This window comes from Streptomyces sp. NPDC058375 (assembly GCF_042723425.1).
GTDB lineage: Bacteria > Actinomycetota > Actinomycetes > Streptomycetales > Streptomycetaceae > Streptomyces > Streptomyces durocortorensis.
The window spans coordinates 1-19,172 of the sequence record NZ_JBHXJG010000140.1 but is presented as its reverse complement, the minus strand read 5'-3'; the positions used below and the strand labels follow the sequence as shown (position 1 = coordinate 19,172).

The 19,172-nt window shown below is 74.2% G+C and carries 15 protein-coding genes; 6 read left to right on the top strand and 9 right to left on the bottom strand.

The features are described from left to right. Positions 1-78 precede the first annotated feature (78 nt). Entirely contained in the window at positions 79-1,173 is a 1,095-nt protein-coding gene (dapC, locus tag ACFWM7_RS21935) for a succinyldiaminopimelate transaminase (protein WP_383263088.1), read from the bottom strand. Between the two features lie 133 nt (positions 1,174-1,306). Next, a complete protein-coding gene (gene fdxA, locus ACFWM7_RS21930; RefSeq protein WP_018956287.1) occupies positions 1,307-1,627 on the bottom strand; it encodes a ferredoxin in 321 nt (106 codons plus the stop codon). A gap of 117 nt (positions 1,628-1,744) precedes the next feature. On the opposite strand from fdxA, the gene ACFWM7_RS21925 reads away from it, so the two are divergent. The 3 genes from ACFWM7_RS21925 to ACFWM7_RS21915 all read left to right on the top strand — a co-directional run bounded on the left by ACFWM7_RS21925 (position 1,745) and on the right by ACFWM7_RS21915 (position 4,601). Continuing rightward, entirely contained in the window at positions 1,745-2,740 is a 996-nt protein-coding gene (locus ACFWM7_RS21925) for a GNAT family N-acetyltransferase (protein WP_383263087.1), read from the top strand. Positions 2,741-2,810: 70 nt separating this feature from the next. Further along, entirely contained in the window at positions 2,811-3,692 is an 882-nt protein-coding gene (locus tag ACFWM7_RS21920; protein WP_383263086.1) for a transglutaminase-like domain-containing protein, read from the top strand. A gap of 303 nt (positions 3,693-3,995) precedes the next feature. Beyond that, complete coding sequence (locus ACFWM7_RS21915) at positions 3,996-4,601, top strand: LuxR C-terminal-related transcriptional regulator (protein ID WP_383263084.1); 606 nt, start codon at positions 3,996-3,998, stop codon at positions 4,599-4,601. Here the strand turns inward: ACFWM7_RS21915 and ACFWM7_RS21910 are convergent. The 5 genes from ACFWM7_RS21910 to ACFWM7_RS21890 form a co-directional block, all read right to left on the bottom strand. Further along, entirely contained in the window at positions 4,570-6,471 is a 1,902-nt protein-coding gene (locus ACFWM7_RS21910; protein WP_383263082.1) for an ATP-binding cassette domain-containing protein, read from the bottom strand. The two genes, ACFWM7_RS21915 and ACFWM7_RS21910, sit on opposite strands and share 32 nt — an antisense overlap. Continuing rightward, positions 6,468-8,213, bottom strand: coding sequence for an ABC transporter ATP-binding protein (locus ACFWM7_RS21905; RefSeq protein WP_383263081.1), 1,746 nt, complete (start codon positions 8,211-8,213; stop codon positions 6,468-6,470). The genes ACFWM7_RS21910 and ACFWM7_RS21905 overlap by 4 nt, the downstream gene beginning before the upstream one ends. 95 nt (positions 8,214-8,308) lie before the next feature. Further along, positions 8,309-8,440, bottom strand: coding sequence for a SapB/AmfS family lanthipeptide (locus ACFWM7_RS21900; RefSeq protein ID WP_003966507.1), 132 nt, complete (start codon positions 8,438-8,440; stop codon positions 8,309-8,311). 45 nt (positions 8,441-8,485) lie between these two features. Beyond that, a complete protein-coding gene (gene lanKC, locus ACFWM7_RS21895) occupies positions 8,486-11,341 on the bottom strand; it encodes a class III lanthionine synthetase LanKC (protein WP_383263080.1) in 2,856 nt (951 codons plus the stop codon). Between the two features lie 218 nt (positions 11,342-11,559). Next, complete coding sequence (locus tag ACFWM7_RS21890) at positions 11,560-12,537, bottom strand: ArsR/SmtB family transcription factor (protein WP_383263079.1); 978 nt, start codon at positions 12,535-12,537, stop codon at positions 11,560-11,562. Positions 12,538-12,723: 186 nt separating this feature from the next. On the opposite strand from ACFWM7_RS21890, the gene ACFWM7_RS21885 reads away from it, so the two are divergent. Beyond that, positions 12,724-13,974, top strand: a complete 1,251-nt coding sequence (locus ACFWM7_RS21885; protein ID WP_383263078.1) for an MFS transporter — start codon at positions 12,724-12,726, stop codon at positions 13,972-13,974. Beyond that, positions 13,971-14,555: a sugar O-acetyltransferase gene (locus ACFWM7_RS21880; RefSeq protein WP_383263077.1), complete on the top strand. Its 585-nt coding sequence runs from the start codon at positions 13,971-13,973 to the stop codon at positions 14,553-14,555. The genes ACFWM7_RS21885 and ACFWM7_RS21880 overlap by 4 nt, the downstream gene beginning before the upstream one ends. A gap of 124 nt (positions 14,556-14,679) precedes the next feature. Here the strand turns inward: ACFWM7_RS21880 and ACFWM7_RS21875 are convergent, their stop codons facing one another. After that, on the bottom strand, positions 14,680-15,186 hold the full coding sequence (locus tag ACFWM7_RS21875; protein WP_383263075.1) for a DUF4265 domain-containing protein: 507 nt from the start codon (positions 15,184-15,186) through the stop codon (positions 14,680-14,682). Between the two features lie 299 nt (positions 15,187-15,485). Here ACFWM7_RS21875 and ACFWM7_RS21870 point away from each other — a divergent pair, with 299 nt between their 5' ends. Further along, complete coding sequence (locus ACFWM7_RS21870; RefSeq protein WP_383263073.1) at positions 15,486-17,288, top strand: coagulation factor 5/8 type domain-containing protein; 1,803 nt, start codon at positions 15,486-15,488, stop codon at positions 17,286-17,288. Positions 17,289-17,394: 106 nt separating this feature from the next. Here ACFWM7_RS21870 and ACFWM7_RS21865 read toward each other — a convergent pair. Continuing rightward, positions 17,395-19,172: hypothetical protein (locus tag ACFWM7_RS21865; RefSeq protein WP_383263071.1), on the bottom strand; the 1,778-nt coding region annotated here is incomplete at its 5' end.

Below are 19,172 nucleotides of genomic sequence, written 5' to 3'. Positions count from 1 at the left end.
GGGCCTGAGGAGTGCGCACTCCTCAGGCCCTCCGGCATTGCCGGGCCCCGCCTATCCAGGCCCTCGCGCGTATCCGGGTCAGGACAGGCGCTTGACCGCCGCCGCCACCCGCTCGTCGGTCGCGGTGAACGCCACCCGGACGAAGCTCGCGCCCGCCGGGCCGTAGAAGTCGCCGGGCGCGACCAGGACGCCCCGCTCCGCGAGGTACGCCACGGTGTCCCAGCACGGCTCGTCGCGGGTCGCCCACAGGTAGAGGCTCGCCTCGCTGTGCTCGATCCGGAAGCCGTGCGCCTCCAGGGCCGCGCGCAGGGCGAGGCGCCGGTCCGCGTAACGGGCCCGCTGCTCGGAGACGTGCACGTCGTCGCCGAGGGCGGCGACGGTGGCGGCCTGGACGGGGGCGGCCGTCATCATCCCGCCGTGCTTGCGGATCAGCAGCAGTTCACCGAGGACGGCCGCGTCGCCCGCGATGAACGCGGCCCGGTATCCGGCCAGGTTGGAGCGCTTGGAGAGGGAGTGGACCGCCACGATGCCGTCGTAGTGGCCGCCGCAGACGTCCGGGTGGAGCACCGAGACCGGCTCGGCGTCCCAGCCCAGCTCCAGATAGCACTCGTCGCTGAAGACGAGGACGCCGTGCTCGCGCGCCCAGGCGACGATCCGGGTCAGCTCGTCCTTGGACAGCACCTTGCCGGTCGGGTTGGACGGCGAGTTGAGCCAGAGCAGCTTCAGCCCCGCCGCGTCCAGCTCGGTCGGGTCGTCGTAGGCGACGGGCTCCGCGCCGCAGAGCCGGGCTCCGACCTCGTACGTCGGGTAGGCGAGCCGGGGGTAGGCCACCTTGTCGCCCGCGCCGAGCCCGAGCTGCGTCGGCAGCCAGGCCACCAGCTCCTTGGAGCCGACGACCGGCAGCACGTTGGCGTGGGTCACGCCGACCGCGCCGAGCCGGCGCTCCACCCAGCCGGTGAGCGCGTCCCGCAGGGCCTCGGTGCCCCACACCGTCGGATAGCCGGGGCTGTCCGCGGCGTCGACCAGCGCCCGCCGGATCAGCTCGGGGACCGGGTCGACGGGGGTGCCGACCGACAGGTCCACGATGCCGCCCGGGTGGGCCTGGGCCGTCGACTTGTAGGGCGCGAGCTTGTCCCAGGGGAAGACCGGGAGGCGGGAGGAGACTGCGGACACGGGGCTCTGCTTTCTCGGGGCTTTCTCGAAGCTTTCTCGGGCTGTTCGGGTACCTGCGGCGGCACGGGGAAACGCCTCGGTCCCGCACGGGGACGAGCCGTACGGGACCGGGCTGCGCGCGTGGTTCCGCCGCTTACTGGTTCTGCGGCGGCAGTGCGGCGATGAACGCGTGGTCGCGCTCGATGAGACCGAGCTTGGAAGCACCGCCCGGCGAGCCGAGGTCGTCGAAGAACTCGACGTTCGCCTTGTAGTAGTCCTTCCACTCCTCCGGAGTGTCGTCCTCGTAGAAGATGGCCTCGACCGGGCAGACCGGCTCACAGGCTCCGCAGTCGACGCACTCGTCCGGGTGGATGTACAAGGACCGCTGGCCCTCGTAGATGCAGTCGACGGGGCACTCTTCGATGCAGGCCTTGTCCTTCACGTCGACACAAGGCTGCGCGATGACGTAGGTCACGCTGTCGTTCCTCCTCGGTAGGGCGTTGGCTCTCGCGCGGGAGCGCGGCGTCGTCGATGCCCGCCCCTAGTATCTCCGTTCTCGGGCACGATCCGAACAGGAGGGGCGGACAGAGCTGTGGAATTCACCATCGGCGGACGGCTGGAGGTCCGCATCACCCCCGCTGACGTGGGCAAACGCGTGTCCGTGCGCCGCCGGACGGACGACGGGGGCACGGGCGTGAAGTTCACCGATACGGTCGGCGTGCTCACATCATGGAACGACGGTGTGCTCTCGGTCACACAAAAGAGCGGGGAATCCGTCCACATCGTGGAATCGTCCCTGGTCGCGGGCAAGGTCGTGCCCGCCGCTCCGGCCCGGCGCCGGGGCCCCGCCGCCTCCTTCGAGGAGCTAGCCACCGTCACCGCGCGCGCCTGGCAGCCCGTGGAGAGCGAGGCGCTGGGCGACTGGCGGCTGCGGGCGGCCGGGGGCTTCACCCGGCGCGCCAACTCCGCGCTGCCGCTCGGCGATCCGGGTCTGCCGCTCGGCGAGGCGCTCGGGCGGGTCCGCCACTGGTACGAGGAGCGGGGCCTGCCCGCGTACGTCCAGACGGCGACCGGGGCCGGGGGCACGCAGGAGGTCCTGTGCGCGGAGCTGGAGCGGCACGGCTGGCGGCGCGAGGTCTCGGCGGAGGTGCGGATCGCCTCACTGACCCCGGTCGGGGACCGGGGCGCGGAGGTGTCCTCGGTCCGCCTGACCCGGGAGCCGGACGCGGCCTGGCTCGCCCGCTACCAGCGCTTCTCCACCCCCGGCTCGCATGTGCTGCGGGTCCTGGGCAGCGGCCCCTCGGTCTGGTTCGCAGCGGTGCCGGGGGAGGCCGGCGCGCCGGACGCGATCGGGCGGTGTGTCGTGGACGGGCGGTGGGCGGGGTTCATGGCCGTCGAGGTCGCCCCGGAGCAGCGGCGGCGCGGTCTGGCCACGACGGTGATGACCGCGCTGGCCCGCCGCGCGCTGGACGAGGGAGCTTCGGCGGCCTGGCTCCAGGTCGAGGAGGACAATGAGGGGGCGCGGGCGCTGTACGACGGCATGGGCTTCGCGGGCCACCACCGCTACCACCACTACCGCTCGGCGTGAGGGACTACGCGGCGGGCCGCCGGGGCCGGCACCGGGGCGGGGACAGGACGAGCAGGGGCGTGGGTCGGATATGAGCGGGCTGGATTCCGGGGCGGCCGAGCGGCGGCGGCAGTTCGCCGAGGAGGTCCGGTCCGAGCGGCCGGACCTCGCCCTGCTGTGTCTGCTGCTGGGCGCGGAGGCCGGACCGGTGGGGCCGGCCGAGGTCGTCCCGGTGACTCCGGGAGAGCCCGTCCCCGACCCGTACGGCATCGACGCCGCGCAGATCGAGCTGGACCGGCTGGCGGGGCTGCTGCCCCACGGCTCCCGCTCCCCGGCCGGCTGGGCCTCGGCCCTGGCCGAACTGCTGGGTGAGCGCTGCGGATTCGGCGGCTCGTCGGCCGACTACCAGCGGCTGGACTCCTCGCTCCTCCAGCAGGTGCTGCGCCGCCGCCGGGGTCTGCCGATCCTGCTCTCCGTCGTCTGGATCGAGGTCGCGAGGAGGGCGGGCGCACCGGTGTACGGGGTGGCGCTGCCCGGGCACTTCGTGGTCGGCTTCGGCGACCGGGAACACCCGGTGCTGGCCGACCCGTTCGCCGGAGGCGCGCCGCTGACCGGCCAGGACGCGGAGCTGCTGGTCACGGGGGCGACCGGGGCGGCGCTTGAGCCGTCGATGATGGTGCCCGCCCGTCCGCTGGAGATCGTGCTGCGGATCCTGAACAACGTACGGGCGTGGGCGGCGGCCCGGCCCGAGCGCACGGACGTGGCCCTGTGGGCGGTGGAGCTGTCGCTGCTCCTGCCCGCGCATCCGGCCAGGCTCCGCTACGAGCACGCCCAGCTCCTCGTCCAGCGCGGTGAATTCCAGCGCGGGGCGGCGGAGATGGAGGAATATGCGGAGATCCTCGACGGGATCGAGCCGACGACGGCCGAGAACATCCGGCGCAAGGCTCACGCGGCGCGCGCCCTGCTGAACTGAACCCGGCCCTCCGGTAAGGAAATCCGCGGATCGGCGGATCCATGGATCTGCCCATCCGCGGAAAACTGCCTGGCATCACTCGTGCAAGCGCTCCGGCCGTGGCGAGACGGATGGGTCCGTGAGCGATGTGCGCTCCCGGTTTACATCCGAACGCCCCCTTCCGCGCCCAACAGTCGCGTTATTCGGCCCATTCGTCGGCGTACACGAATGCCCATGCGCTCAACTGGAAACCCGTCACGGGGTGCGCACGGTCCATCGCATTCCGCGTTGGGCGGCGGGAAGAGAAGAGCTGAGGGCAGATTGATGACAACCGTGCTGCTGGTCCACTCCGTGCCGTTGTGGCGCGCATCGCTGGCATCGCTCCTCGGCACGGGGCAGGGCATAGAGGTCCGGACCGCCGAACGCGGCGCGATACGTGCCGCGTTGAGCGGCGGGTGCCCCGACGTGCTGCTCACCGACCTCGACTGTCCGGGCGCACGGGACGTACTCGACGAGGTGAAGACGGTCACCGCACCGCATGGAGGAACGTATCCCCTCGCCGTGCTCACCCGCAGCGACCAGCCGCGCGGCCTGCGTCGGGCGTACGAGGCGGGGGCGCTCGGCTACATCGACAAGTACCGCCCGGTGGACGATCTGTCCGAGGTGATGCACAAACTGGCGGACGGCGGACGGCATATCGACGAATCACTGGCCTTCAGTCTCCTTCAGGTGGCCGACATGCCGTTATCGCCACGGGAATTGAGTGTCCTCTCGATGGCCGAGGAGGGTGACAACGTGGCCGGGATAGCCGCGCGACTGCATCTGACGCCGGGGACCGTTCGCAATTATCTGGCCGCCGCAATCCGGAAGTCCGGGGCGCGGAATCGGCTGGACGCGATCAGACGGGCGAAGGAGGCGGGGTGGATCTGATGGCGCGCTCCTCGCCGAGCCGCCGCTCCTCCTCCGGCTCCCAGAGGCCGGCCAGGTCCCGGTAGAGGGCGCTGGAGCGCAGGAGTTCGGCGGGGGTGCCGCACCGGGTGCGCGGGCCGTCCATCACCAGGGTCCGGTCCGCGCGGCGGGCCGAGCTGAGCCGGTGGGCGACGACGACCAGCGCGCCCGGCAGAGCCGCGAACGCCAGCTCGGCGCGGGTCTCGGCGGCCGGGTCGAGCCGGCTGGTGGCCTCGTCGAGGATCAGCAGCGGCGGGGCGGCGAGGTAGGCCCGGCCGAGCGCGACGAGTTGCCGTTCGCCCTGGGAGAGCCGGTCCGGTTCGACGGCCGCGTCGAGGGAGCCGAGCCGGGAGAGCAGCGCGTCGAGGCCGACCGCGTCCGCCATGGCCGCGATCTCCCGGTCGCCGGCGTCGGGGCGGAGGTAGCGGAGGTTGTCCCGCAGCGAGCCGCTGAACACGTAGGCGTGTTGGGGCAGCAGGACGCGTACGGAGGTGGCGTCGGCCGACCGCACCGGTCGCCCCCGCCACCGCACCGCTCCCCCGGTGGGCTGCTCGGTCCCGGCGAGGACGGCGGCCAGGGTCGACTTGCCGCTGCCGCTCGGCCCGACGACCGCGAGGTGTTCGCCCGCGCCGATCGTCAGGGAGAGCCGGTCCAGGACGGGGTGGGCGCGGGGCCCGTACGCGAAGGTGACCTCGTGGAGTGCGGCGACCGGGGTGCCGCGCGGCGGCGGGGCGGTGTCGCGGGCGGTCGGCGGGGGGTCCTCGGCGGGCGGGGGCGGCGCGTCCGTGAACCGGTCCAGGACCACGACGAGCCGGCCGCCCGCCGTGCCCAGCATGGTCATCAGCGCCTGGACGGCGGGGGCGAGTGCCTGGGTGAGGTAGGTCAGCGCGCCGACCAGCGCGCCCGGCGTGAGCCCGTTCCGCAGCAGCCAGGGCGCTCCCAGGAGCAGCAGGAGCGGCGGGAACCGGCCGCAGACGGCGAGGGCCACCACGCGTACGGCCGACCAGCGGGCCAGCGACCGGGAGGCGGTGAGCTGGGCGGCGGCCAGGGCCCGGGACTCGGCCACCGTCCGCTCGGCGGTTCCGGCGGCGGCGATGTCGCGTACGGAGGCGGCGAGTTCGCCCGCGTGGGCGGCGTACGCCTCGTCGGCGGCGAGGTAGGCGCGCTGGCGGGCGGCCATCGGCGGCAGGGTGGCGAGGAACAGGGCGGCCCCGAGGACCAGCGGGGGCAGCACGATCACGAGGAGGGCGGGCGAGAGGGCCAGCAGTCCGGTCACGGCCCCGGCGGCTGTGAACACGAACGAGCGCAGGGTCAGGACGAGTCCGGCCCAGCCGTCCCGGGCGATCTCACTCTGATGAGTGACCTGCGAGAGGGACCGGGTGCTGACGTCGCCGGAGCGGCCGAGCGCGCCGGACAGCGCCCGGGACACTGCGCGCCGGACCAGCCCGTCGCGCAGCGGTTCCACCAGGTCGGCGAGCCGGCCGAAGACTCCGCGAGCGGCGAGCACGGAGGGCAGGACGGCGACGGCGGCGACGGCGAGCCAGAGGAGACCGGTCGCCGGGTGTCCGGCGAGGAAGCCGTCGTCGAGGGCGCGGGCGACTCCGTATCCGCTGAGGAAGGTCTGCGCGAACTCCAGCAGGGACCAGCCGGCCAGCCGCAGGATCGCCCCGTTGCGCGCCCGGAGGAAGGGGCGGGCTTCGCGGGCGACGCGGCGCAGGGCGGTGTCGCGGCGGGGGCGGGGCGGGGCGGCCTTCGCGGTCTCGCGACGAGGGCGGGGCGGGTTGGCCTTCGCGGTCTCCCGACGGGGGCGGGGCGCGGCGGCCTTCGCGGTCTCGCGCTCGTTCTCCTTCACCGCGCCGCCTCCGCTCCGGTCCGCTCCAGGTGCTCGCCCGGTGTGTCCGTGCGGAAGACCGCCCGGTAGTCCGGGTCCGCCCACAGTTCCTCGTGGCGGCCCGTCGCGCGGAGGCGGCCGTTCTCCAGCCAGGCGACCCGGTCCGCCCGTGCGGCCGAGGACAGCCGGTGGGCGACGATGATCCGCGTGCAGTGCCCGGCCCGTGCGTCCAGGGCGCGGCGGACGTGGTGCTCGGTCACGGTGTCCAGGCTGGACAGCGCGTCGTCGAGGATCAGCAGTCGGCCCGGGTGGGCGAACGCGCGGGCCAGGCCCAAACGTTGGCGCTCGCCGCCGGAGAGCGGGGCGCCGACGACCGGAGTGGCGTAGCCGTACGGGAGCAGGGCGAGGAACCCGTCGGCGCGGGCCGCGCGGGCCGCGTCGCGTACCGCTTCGGGAGGGGCGGTCCAGGGGCCGTAGGCGATCGTGTCCTCCACGGTGTTCCCGGGGAGGGCGGGTCGGGCGAAGGCGTACGCCACCTCGCGGCGGAGCCGGGCCGGTTCCATGCCGTCCAGTGGGACGCCGTCCAGCAGCACCCTGCCGGTGTCCGGGTCGAGCAGCCGCCCGGCGACCGCGGCGAGCTGCGACTTGCCGGATCCGGAGCGCCCGACGACGGCCAGGGACGTGCCGCCGGGGACGGTCAGGTGGACGCCGGTCAGCAGGGGTTCGCCGTCCTGCTCGACGCCGACGCCGCGGAGTTCGAGGTGCCCGGGGGCGTCGGGGACCGGGCCCAGGCCGCGGTGCGGCAGCGGGGCGAGGGTGAGGAGGGGGTCGAGGGTGTGGGCGGCGGCGCGGCTGCGGGCCAGGGAGCCCAGCGCGCCGGTGAGGGAGCCGATGCCGACGGCGAGGCTCGCGTAACGGGAGGCGGCCACCAGGTCGCCGACGCCGATCGCGCCCGCGCCGAGCCGGAGTCCGGCGACCGCGAGGACCAGCAGCATGAGCAGGGGCAGCAGGAGGCCGCTGCGGCCGACGGCCCGCCCGTACACCGTCCAGGTGCGGCGGCCGTGGTCGGCGAGGGCGGCCAGGGGCTCCAGGATCCGGCGGTGTTCGCGGGCGGCGGTGCGGGCCGCGCGGATGGTGTCGGCGCCCTCCAGGGCCTCGGTGAGCCGGTGGGCGATGAGCGACTGGGCGCGCTGGTAGTCGGCCCCGGCGTCGGCGGTCCCCCGGGTGAAGGCGCGCAGCAGGACGACGAGGAGGGGTGCGCCCAGGAGGAGGGCGGCGGCCGTCCACACGTCGATGAGGAAGAGGCCGACGAGCGCGCCGAACGGGAGCAGGACGCCCGCGACGGCTCCGGCGGCGGTGACGGGCGCGGAGGCGGCGTCGGCGGTACGCGCGGTGAGCCGGGCGGTGAGGTCGCCGGTGGGCAGGGCGAGGGCTCTGCGCGGTTCGGCGGCCAGGATCCGGGCGGCGGTGCGGGTGCGCAGGCACGCGGTGAGCCGGGCGGTGGTGGTCGTGCCGGTGACGGCGGCCGCCGCGTCGAACCCGGTCTCGGCGAGGGTCAGGACGGCGCAGAGCAGCAGCCCGGACCAGGGCACGGGCCCGCCGGAGACCAGCCGGTCGACGGTGTGGCCCAGGGCGGCGGGCAGGGCGAGGGCGGCGAGCGCCCCGCCGGTGGAGCAGAGGAACAGCCAGGTGAGGGCGGCCGGGTGGAGCCGGGCGAGCCGCCGGGTGCCGGACGCCGTGGCCGGGCGGGGGTGCAGCCGCACGTGGTGGCCTTCCGGCTCGGGGGCGGGCGGTGACGGACGGGGCCGTCCGGCCCACCCGTGGGACTTGGGCGGGCCGGACGGCGTGCGTCACGAGGTCACGGGGTGCAGAGGACCACGCTGAGCGAGCTGTACTCACAGACCAGCAGCGAGACCTGGCTACCCGTGGCGAGCTCGCCGAAGGAGTCCTCGGCCGGGGTGTCCATCGCCTGAAGGTCGAGAAGCGCCATGATGTGTCCTTTCGGGGACGGTTGGTGGTGCTTTGGGCGGTGGTGCTAGAACGACCCCGTGTGGGGCCGGTCCGACGACCCCTGGCGGGGCCGGTTCATGGGGCCGCTCGCGCGGCCGGGGTGCGCCGCCGGAGCGGCGGGCGGGACGGGAAGTCCGGAGCCCGCTCCGTGCACGGCGGGCAGGAAGGGAAGTCCGGTGGGGCGGCCGGACGCGGCGCCCAGCGCGAGGAGAGCGCCGGCGGTTCCGGTGGCCAGGTCCATCGACAGGCGCATCAACTGCTCGCCGGGGAAGGCGAGTCCGCCGCCGTACGCCAGGGCGTGGCTGCCCAGCAGATCGGTGTGGCGGTCGATGGCGCGCTGCCGGTCGGCCGGTTCGCACAGCGGGGTGGCCGCGAGGTGCAGCAGGAGTCCGGCGGAGCCCCTGAGCAGTCCGGGCTGGACGTAGAAGGCGGAGAGCGCTGCCGGGAGCAGGGCCCGGCCCGCCGCCTCCAGCTCCGGGTCGGGGCGGTGGGCGAGGTAGGCGTCGATGACGGCCGCGATGCCTGCGCTGCCCGAACCGACGTACGGCATCAGCCGTTTGCCCTCGACGACGAGGAGGGCGCCGTCGTCCCCGGCCCGGCAGCGTTCCAGGTCGCGGCGGAGTGCGGCGGCGGCCAGGTCGAGCAGGGCGGTGTCCCCGGTGGTCGCGTACCGGCGGATCAGCAGCAGGGCGATGCCGCTCGCGCCGTGCAGCAGTCCGGTGCGGGGCGACGGCGGACCGTCGGTGAGCGCGCGGACGGCGAGGGCGGTACACCGGGCGGCCGCGGCGGACAGGGCCGGGGCGTCGGTGGCGGACGCGGTGCGGGCCAGGTCGTCGAGGGCGAGGCCGATGCCCGCGTACCCGTTGTGCAGACCGGGCGCGAGGCCCTCCAAGGGCTGGTCGAGGACGATCCGGAGGAGGTCGGCGGCCTCGGCGGTGCGGCCGATCCGGTGCAGGGTCCAGGCGATGCCGGTGAGCCCGTCGTAGAAGCCGAGGGGGCTGCCGGAGGCCGGGTCCTTGGCGTGCCGCAGGAGCCAGTCCTCGGCCGGGGCGCATGACGGGGCCCCGGCCTCGTGGAGGGCGTAGAGCACGCCGGCCGCCCCGTACGCGAAGGACTGGCCGCCGGTGACGGTGGCGAACTGGGCGATGTCCCCGGGGAAGCAGCGGTCCTCGCGCTCCGGTGTGCAGGAGGCGGTGATGGCCCGCACCATCGCGTCCCGGCTGCGCGGCCAGTCGCGGAGGTCGGGAACGGCGGCCGGACCGGAAGTCGAAGCGGGAGCCGTACCGGAGGCCATACCCGGAGTCGACGCGGAAGCCGTACCGGAAACCGTGCCGGGAGTCGACGCGGAAGCCCTACCGGAAGCCGATACGCGAGCGGGCCGGGACGCCGCCTCCCCCCTGGCGCGGGACGCCGTCTCCTCCGTATCGCGGGACGCCGTCTCCCCCGGCTCGCGCAGGATCTCCTCGACCGCCGGCCGCAGCGCCTCCTCCGTGACCGGGAAGGCGCGGGCGATGTCCCGGGCGAGCCCGGCGGCCTTCGTGCGGTCGATGCCGAACAGGGTGGTGAGCGGCAGGTACAGGGCGAGCCGCAGACAGGCCAGCGCGTACCGGTCGATGTCCGTGCCGCGCCGGTCGGGCGGGGCGACGAAGGCCGGGTTGGCGACGATCTGGCGGCGGCGCTCGGTAGCCGGGGAGGCGGCCTCGAAGTCGAGCAGGCCGATCCGCGAGGTCTCCTCGTCGACCATGACGTTGCTCATGTGCAGGTCGCTGATGACGATGCCCCGGCTGTGCACCGCCTCGACGGCCTCCTCGACCTGCCCGTACAACTTCTCGGCCCACGCCGCGTGTTCGGCCAGCAGCTCGGGCGAAGGGTGCTGCCGGGCGAGCGGGAAGCGGCGGGCGAAGACGGTGTTGAGGGTGACGCCGGGCATGTACTGGAGGACCAGGAAGTGGTGGTCGCCGACCCCGAACACGTCCCGCACGGCCGGTACGCAGTCCAGCCCGGCCAGGTGCTCCAGGGCGGTCCTCTCCCGCTCAAGACGGGCCACGGCGTCCGCCCCGTCGGCGGCCAGACCGGCGTACGGGCGGGCCTCCTTGAGGACGACCTGCTCGCCGGTACGGGTGTCGCGGCCGAGGTAGACCCCGCCGCCGTTGGAGAAGTGCAGCGCCTTCTCCACGGTGTACGGAAGGTCACCGAGGCCCACGGCGGCCCGCGCTTCGAGGTGCGGCATCAGAAAGCCGGGCGGGGTCACCCAGGAGGGGACGCGGAAGGACGGGCCCCGGTCGTCCGGGACCAGCCGGCCCTGCGGATCGGCGACGGCGGGCACGGGCCGCCCGTCCGGAGCGGAGCAGAAGCGGGCGGCGAACGCCCCGTACCGGGTGTGCACGGGCCCGTTCCCGCACCGCAGGTCGCTCAGGATGTACGGGCCGTGCTCGCCCTCCAGGAGCCGCATCAGGGCGGTGCACACCTCGGGGAACGCGTCCTCGGACGGCGGGTAGACGGTGACGAACTTCCCGCTGCCCGCCCGGTCCGCGTACTTGGCGTTGCGCAGGGCCAACAGTCCCGCGTTCGGTATGCACTTGAAGGCGAGCCGGTGCTCCAGACAGTGGCCGACGACCCGGTCCAGCACGGAGGTGGCGTTGTCGAGGGCGGCGGATATGTGGATCTTCCAGCCCTGGGGCGGCAGCCGCAGCCCGTCGGGGCTGAAGGAGAGCCAGTCACCGCGCCGGGAGCGGGTCCACCCCTCGGGCGCCGAGCCACGGAGCGGTGCGTAGAACGAGCGCTCCTCGTCGGCGGCTCCGCCGCCCGGCCCGAGGGAGCGGTGGGGTGCGTCGTAGAAGCGGCGGTCCGCCTGGCAGTACGCGGCGTACTCCGGATTCACGCACGGCCCCCTCGCTCGGTTCCTCCGCGTCGTTCGCGGCGAGAGAGAAGTTGTCATAACGACGAGCGGCGCCCATAGTCACCGTTGTCACGACTCGTACATGCGCGCCACCCATGCGGAGCGCACCACGTACTGATGAGTATCCGCTCGCCACCCCGCGATGAGGGGGTACGGCCAGGGGGCGCGCGGGGGCGTGCGCAAGGCGCTTTCCGCCCCTCTCAGTCCGCGCGGTGCACCAGGGCGTCCCCCGCCTCCGTGCGGAAATAGAGCACGGAACGGCCCGCCCGGCGGCGGCGGACCAGCCCCGCGTCCAGCAGGATCCGCAGATGGCGGCCGATCGACCCCAGCCCCTGGCCGGTCAGCGCGACGAGCTGCGTCGTGCTGAGCGGGGAGGCGAGCAGCACCAGGACGGCCGCCCTCGCCGGGCCGATCAGCGCGCCCAGGGCCGCGGGCACGGGAGTGCGCCCGGCCTCGGCGAGCGCGCCGGAACACGGGTAGACCAGCCCGTACCGGTGCGGGATGTCCCAGCAGACCCAGGACTGGTGCGGGGTGACGGGAACGAACAGCAGCTGGGCGCGGGCCAGTTCGCGGGGCGGGTTGTCGGAGGTGTTGATCTGGAGACGGCTGCCGCCCAGCCAACGGACCCCGGGCCGTATGCCGTTCAGCGCCTCCGCCCACCCCACCCGCCCCAACTGGGCGGTGCGGGCGACCACATCGGCCTCCAGGATCCGCTGCCGCCTCGGCCAGTCGGGCAGCACGGTGTGCGTCCAGACCCACTCCAGGGTGTCGGCGGCGCGCCGGGCCAGGTCGTCCCGGTCCAGCGCGGCGGGCAACGGCCCGCGCAGCGCCTCGGCCAGTTCGGCGCGGGCCCGGCCGGGCGGGGTGGCCCGCACCCGCGCCAGCTCCTCGGCGAAGGGGGGCGGGGGCCGGCCGGGCGGGGCGGGGACCGGTGCGGGGGTGAGGAAGTCGGCGGTCCAGCGGGGTGCGAGGGCGGATCGGATCACCAGCGCGGAGACCGGATCGTCGGCGGTACGCCGCCGGTACGCGGGCAGGTGGGTCTTCAGCCAGGCGCGCTCCCCCGGGTGCGCGGCGTTGGCCCGCTCCAGGAGCAGCAGGCTCGCGAGGGCCTCCGCGAGCGGCGAGACGACGAACCGGCCGGTGGCGAGCGTGTCCGCACTGACCTGCCACCATCCCACGCCCACCACCGCCCGTTCTCTGTCAGCCTGCTCAGCCGTGCCGACCCGCTCAGCCGTGTCGGCCCGACCGCTCCGTCCGCCCCGGCCACCCCGGTTCAGGAAACCCCACGCCACCCGGCAGCCCCAGGCTTTCGCGTCAGCGCGAAACAGTAACGGCCCCGGTGACGGCCTCCGGAGACTCCCCCCATGCGCACCTACCGCGAACTGTTCCGCACCCCGGAGTTCACCCCCTTCTTCGCGGCCGTCTCCGTCCAGACGGCCGCCCAGACCGCGACCGGCCTGGCCCTGGGCACCCTCGTGTACACCCGGACGGGCTCGCCCCTGCTGTCGGCGCTGGCGATGTTCGGCCCGTCGCTGGCCCAGGTGGCCGGGGCGCTCACCCTGCTCTCGGCGGCGGACCGGCTGCCGCCGCGCGCCGCGCTGACCGCGCTCGCCCTGCTGTCGGCGGCGGCCACCTGCGTCCAGGCCGTCCCCGGGCTGCCGCTCTGGGCCGTGTTCGCCGTCCTGCTGGTGCTGGGCGCGGCCGCGTCACCGGGCGGGGGCGTGCGGTACGGGCTGCTCAACGAGATCGTTCCGCGCGAGGGGTTCCTCATCGGCCGCTCGGTGCTGAACATGACCGGCGGCGCGATGCAGATCTGCGGATTCGCGGTGGGCGGGGCGCTGGTGGCGGTGTTCTCGGCACGCGGCACGCTGCTGGTCGGGGCCGCCCTGTACGTCGTCGCGGCGGCCGTGACCCGGCTCGGGCTGACCGCCCGGCCGCCCAGGGCCACCGGACGCCCGTCGGTCCGGGAGACCCGGCGGACGAACGCGCTGCTCTGGTCGTCCGTGCCGCGCCGGTACGTGTTCCTGGCGCTGTGGGTGCCCAACGGGCTCGTCGTCGGCTGCGAGTCCCTGTACGTGGCGTACGCGCCTGGGCACGCCGGGCTCCTCTTCGCCGGCGGGGCCCTGGGGATGCTGGCCGGGGACACGCTGATCGGGCGGTTCGTGGGCGCGACGAAAGGCCCCGAGTGGCGGGCGCGGCTCGGAGCCCCGCTCCGGCTGCTGCTGGCCGCGCCCTATCTGCTCTTCGCCCTGCGCCCGGGGCTGCCGCTCGCGCTGGCGGTGGTCGTCCTGGCGAGCGTGGGATTCGCCGCGAGCCTGCTGCTCCAGGAACGGCTGCTGGCCCTCACCCCGCCCGAGCTGAGCGGCCAGGCGCTCGGGCTCGCCTCCTCGGGAACGCTCGCGATGCAGGGGGTGGGCGCGGCCGTGGCGGGCGGTATCGCCCAGCTGACCTCCCCCGCGACGGGCATGGCGGTGGTCGCGGGCCTCTCCGTGGCGGTGACGGCGGCGCTGGCCCCGGGGCTGCGCACCCCGGTCGACGCCGGCGGGGGCAGACTGCTCGGAGCGAACGGATCGCCGCGAGCGGCCCGTACACCCGGCACGGAGGAGACCACATGAGCGACGAGACCAGGACCGGCCAGAAGGAAGCCATGCTCTCCGGTGAGCTGTACCTCGCCGACGATCCCGAACTGGCGGCCGAGGCCCTGCACGCGGCCGTGCTGAGCGAGCGCTACAACGCCACCTCGGCCGCCGACCCGGAGGCCCGGCGCGCCGTGCTGGCCGAGCTGCTCGGCGAGGTGGGCGAGGGAGTCGAGGTACGGCCGCCGCTGCGGGTCGACTACGGCTACCGGATCACCATCGGCCCGCGGACGTTCATCAACTTCGGCGCGGTCCTCCTGGACGTCGGCCGCATCACCATCGGCGCGGACGTCCAGATGGGCCCGAACGTCCAGCTGCTCACCCCGACCCACCCCGTCGACCCCGAGCCGCGCCGCGCCAAGTGGGAGGCCGCCGAGCCGATCACCATCGGCGACAACGTGTGGCTGGGCGGCGGGGCGATCGTCTGCCCCGGGGTGGCCATCGGCGAGAACACGGTGGTCGGCGCGGGGGCGGTCGTCACGAAGGACCTGCCCGCCAATGTGGTGGCGGTCGGCAACCCGGCCCGGGTGATCCGGACGATCGGCGAGCCGGAGGCGTAACCCGACAGCGGTCTCCGCACACCGGCGCTCCCCGCAACCATGAGCGCTCCCCGCACCCCGGAGCCCGGCATGCCCCGGAGCCCCACGCCCCCCGGCGCACCGGCACGCCGGAGATCGGTGCGCGCTACGCCGCCCGCCACGCCTCCGTGACGCACGAGACCTCGAAGTGCCACCAGCCCTCGTCCCGGCCCCGGGCCAGCAGCGCCTTGACCCCGCGCAGGTCGGCGCCGCCGGGCACGGTCAGGGCGACCAGCGGGAAACCGGCGCTGAAGACCTCGCCCGTGAGCCCGAAGCCGGCGAGCCGCTCGTGCACGGCCCGTACGTCGGGCCCGAGCGGACCGTCCGGCAAAGGCAGTACCCGTACGGTGCAGTTGCCGGAGTCCGCCACCCGGCCGGCGGCCCAGTGCACCCCGTCGTCGTCGGTCCGAAACCGTACGGTCTCGCCCTCGGCGACCCCGTCCCGGAGGAACGGCACGTTGTCCACCCGCGCGGTGTCCGGGCCGAGCCGCGTCGCCCACAGCCCCTCGCTCTCGTACGGCCACGGCCCGTCCTCACGCGGGGCCACCCGGAACCAGACCTTGATCTGATCGGCTCCGCGGGGTGGGCGTTCCGGACCGGCGGGGGAACTCATGGCCCCATCGTCCCCCGCGCGCGGCGCGGCCGCCTGTCCACCACCACGACCAGGCACGACGTCAGCTTCTGAAGCCAGGAGCCGCCCTCATCGCGCCGGAGCCGTCAATTTCCGCACATTCAAGGCCAGTTGTTGGATTCAGTGGCATCTTCCGAGGCTCCTGATGCACACCTCTTGACGCGTACAGGCCCACGGGGGAAACATCACCGTAACGAGAGAGCGCTCTCCCACAGAGCCTCCCCCCAGGCTCTCTCGCCCGTTCGTCGTGCACACGTTCCACGACCCAGGAGACGTACCTCATGCATGCTCCCCCCACTCCCCCCACTCCCCCCGCCCTCCCCACCGCACCGCGCACCCGCCTCCGCACCCGGGCCCTCGGATTCGCCGCACTCGCCGTGGCGATGCTGATGTCCGTGCCCACGGCCCAGACCGCGTTCGGCGAGGAGGTCAAGGCCGTGCCGGGCGGCGGCGACCTCGGCCCCAACGTCCATGTCTTCGACCCGTCGACGCCCGACATCCAGGGCAAGGTCGATGAGATCTTCAAGAAGCAGGAGTCCGCGCAGTTCGGCCTCGACCGCCACGCGCTGATGTTCAAGCCGGGCACGTACGACAACATCAACGCGCAGATCGGCTTCTACACCCAGATCGCCGGTCTCGGCCTCAACCCCAACGACACCACCTTCAACGGCGATGTCACGGTCGACGCGGGCTGGTTCGACGGGAACGCGACCCAGAACTTCTGGCGTTCGGCGGAGAACCTGACCCTCAACCCGGTCTCCGGCACCAACCGCTGGGCCGTCTCGCAGGCGGCCCCCTTCCGCCGGATGCACGTCAAGGGCGGACTGAACCTCGCGCCCGACGGCTACGGCTGGGCCAGCGGCGGCTACATCGCCGACAGCAAGATCGACGGCCAGGTCGGGCCGTACTCGCAGCAGCAGTGGTACACCCGCGACAGCTCGGTCGGCAGCTGGGGCAACGGCGTCTGGAACATGACGTTCTCGGGCGTCGAGGGCGCACCGGCCAACAGCTTCCCCGAGCCGCCGTACACCACGCTGGACACCACCCCCATCTCCCGCGAGAAGCCGTTCCTCTACCTCGACGGGGACGACTACAAGGTCTTCGTCCCCGAGAAGCGTGAGAACGCGCGCGGTGTCTCGTGGGCCGACGGCACTCCGGCCGGCGAGTCGATCCCGCTGGACCAGTTCTACGTCGTGAAGGAGGGGGCGGACGCCGCCACGATCAACGCGGCCGTGGAGCAGGGCCTGCACCTGCTCTTCACGCCCGGCGTCTACCACATCGACGAGACGATCAACATCAATCGCGCGGACACCGTGGCCCTCGGCCTCGGCCTGGCCACGATCATCCCGGACAACGGGGTGACCGCGATCAAGGTCGGTGACGTGGACGGCGTGAAGCTCGCGGGCCTGCTGGTCGACGCGGGCCCGGTGAACTCCGAGACGCTGATCGAGGTCGGCCCCGAGAACGCCTCGGCGGACCACTCGGCGAACCCGACGTCGCTCCAGGACGTGTTCGTACGGATCGGCGGCGCGGGCCCCGGCAAGGCGACCACGAGCATCGTGGTGAACAGCGACGACACGATCATCGACCACACCTGGGTGTGGCGTGCGGACCACGGTGAGGGCTGGGGCTGGGAGACCAACCGGGCCGACTACGGGGTCCGTGTGAACGGTGACGACGTTCTGGCGACCGGGCTGTTCGTGGAGCACTTCAACAAGTACGACGTGGAGTGGTACGGCGAGCGCGGCCGCACGATCTTCTTCCAGAACGAGAAGGCGTACGACGCCCCGAACCAGGAGGCGATCCAGAACGGCGACACGAAGGGGTACGCGGCCTACCGGGTGGACGACTCGGTCGAGCAGCACGAGGGCTGGGGCATGGGCAGCTACTGCTACTACAACGTCGACCCGACCATCATCCAGGAACACGGCTTCAAGGCCCCGGTGAAGCCCGGCGTGAAGTTCCACAGCCTGATCGTGGTCTCGCTGGGCGGCAACGGCCAGTACGAGCACGTGATCAACGACGTGGGATCCCCCACCTCGGGGCCGGACACGATCCCGTCCCAGGTGGTGAACTTCCCGTAATACGGGAGCTGTACGGGAGCGGGGCCCGGCTGCTGTTGAGCGCCGGGCCCCGCGCCGCGGCGCCCGCCGGCGGGCGTGAACCCCTCGCTGGCGTCGGCGCCGGGCCTCAGCCCTCGCCGGTCAGGTCGATGGTGACCGTGCGCTCGGCCGGGGTCTTCCCGGCCAGGGCGGTCTTCATCGCCTGGGCCACGTCGTCCGCACCGACCTGGTGCTTCTTACCGTCGGCCTTGACCGCTGTGATGCCGTCGAAGACACCGTCGAGCAGCGTGTCGATCGCCTTCTTGTCGTAGACGTCGACCAGTCGGCCGTCCACCGGCTTCATGGACAGGATCTGCGGCAGCGACCGGGCCGGGCCGAACTGGATCTGCTTGGGACCGGCCTTGATGGTGATCAGGCCGGACATCGCGGGCTCGGCGAACTCCTTCATCGCCCGGTCCAGTTCGGCCTTGGTGATGGTGGGCGCGGTGGTGGCGACGGGGAGTTCGACCAGCCGGGCCTGCCCGGTCTGCACCTGGGCGCGGTAGGCGTCCCGGACCGAGATCAGGGACTGGCCGGCGTCCAGCGTCTTGCCCGGCTTGCCCGGCACCGCCACGGCCTTGTTCGGCTCGAAGCGGATCGTGCCGTCGTTGGCCGAGCCGGAAGCGCCCGCCAGGTCGGTCAGCGCCACGCCGAGCTTCTCCTCGTCGACCGGGATCACCGGGTCGGCGGGGCGCTCCCCGCCGAACAGCGAACCGATCACCGAGACGGGGTTGTAGTCGCTGCCCGCCGCGCCGCGCACGGTCTCCTGGCTGTCCAGGGTGAGGCCGGCCTTCTCGGGGTCGAGCTTCTCCTCCTTGCCGTCCACCGACAGCGTCAGAGGCGTCTTGGCCCGCTCGCCGAGGGCGGCTTCGAGCTTGGTGACCGCCTCCTCCTTCGAGCCGCCGCCGATGTCGACGCCGAGCACCGTGGTGCCCTTGGGGACCTCGGCGTGGTTCAGCAGGAGGCCCGCCCCGTACGCGATGCCGAGCAGCACGACCGCGGCCACCCCGAGGAGGACCAGCTTGGAGCGGCCCTTCTTCGCGGGCGCGGGAGCGGAGGCCGCGGCGGCTTGCGGCGCGGGACGCGGGGCGGCGGGGCCCGGCGTGGGAGCACCCGGACCGCCCGGCCCACCGGGACCGCCGTGACCCGTCACCGGGCCGCCCGGGGCGCTCGGCCGCTCCGGGAACGTGGCGCGGGGCTCGCTGGGCACCACGGGGATGCCGCTCGTCAGCGTGTCGCCCGAGACATGGCCGCCGGGGTCGGGCGCCGGGGCCTGCGGCGTGAGGATCGCGGTGTCGTCGGACATCCGGGGCGGTACGCCGCCGGGGTTGCCCGGGACCATCGGGCCGGGGCCGCCGAGGCCCGGGACGCCGTCGAGGTTCGGGGTCAGCGAGGAGGTGCCGGTGACCGGTCCCGTGGTGGGGCCGGCCGGGCCGGGCGTACGCACTCCGGGGCCGGGGGTGGCATGCGGGCCGCCGCCGGGGGGCTCGGTGCCGTACGCGTCGAGCGCACTGCGGCCGGGGCCGGGCGCGCCCGGCCCGCCGCCGGGCTGCGGGGCGTCCGAGAAGTACGGCAGGTCGGGGCGCGAGCGGCCCGCACCACCGTCGGACACGCCACCCGGGCCACCGGGACCGCCGGAGCCGCTGGGGCCGCCCATGCCGGGACCGCCGGGGCCGCTCGTGCCGGGGCCGCCCGGGCCACCCGGGCCGCCTGAGCCCGGACCGCCAGGGCCACCGGGACCGCCGAGGCCGCCGGCACCCGGACCACCGGAGCCGGGACCACCCGGACCACCGGGACCGCCCATGCCCGGACCGCCCGCACCCGGACCGCCCGGGCCGGAAGGCGCTCCGCCGGGGCCGCCGTGGC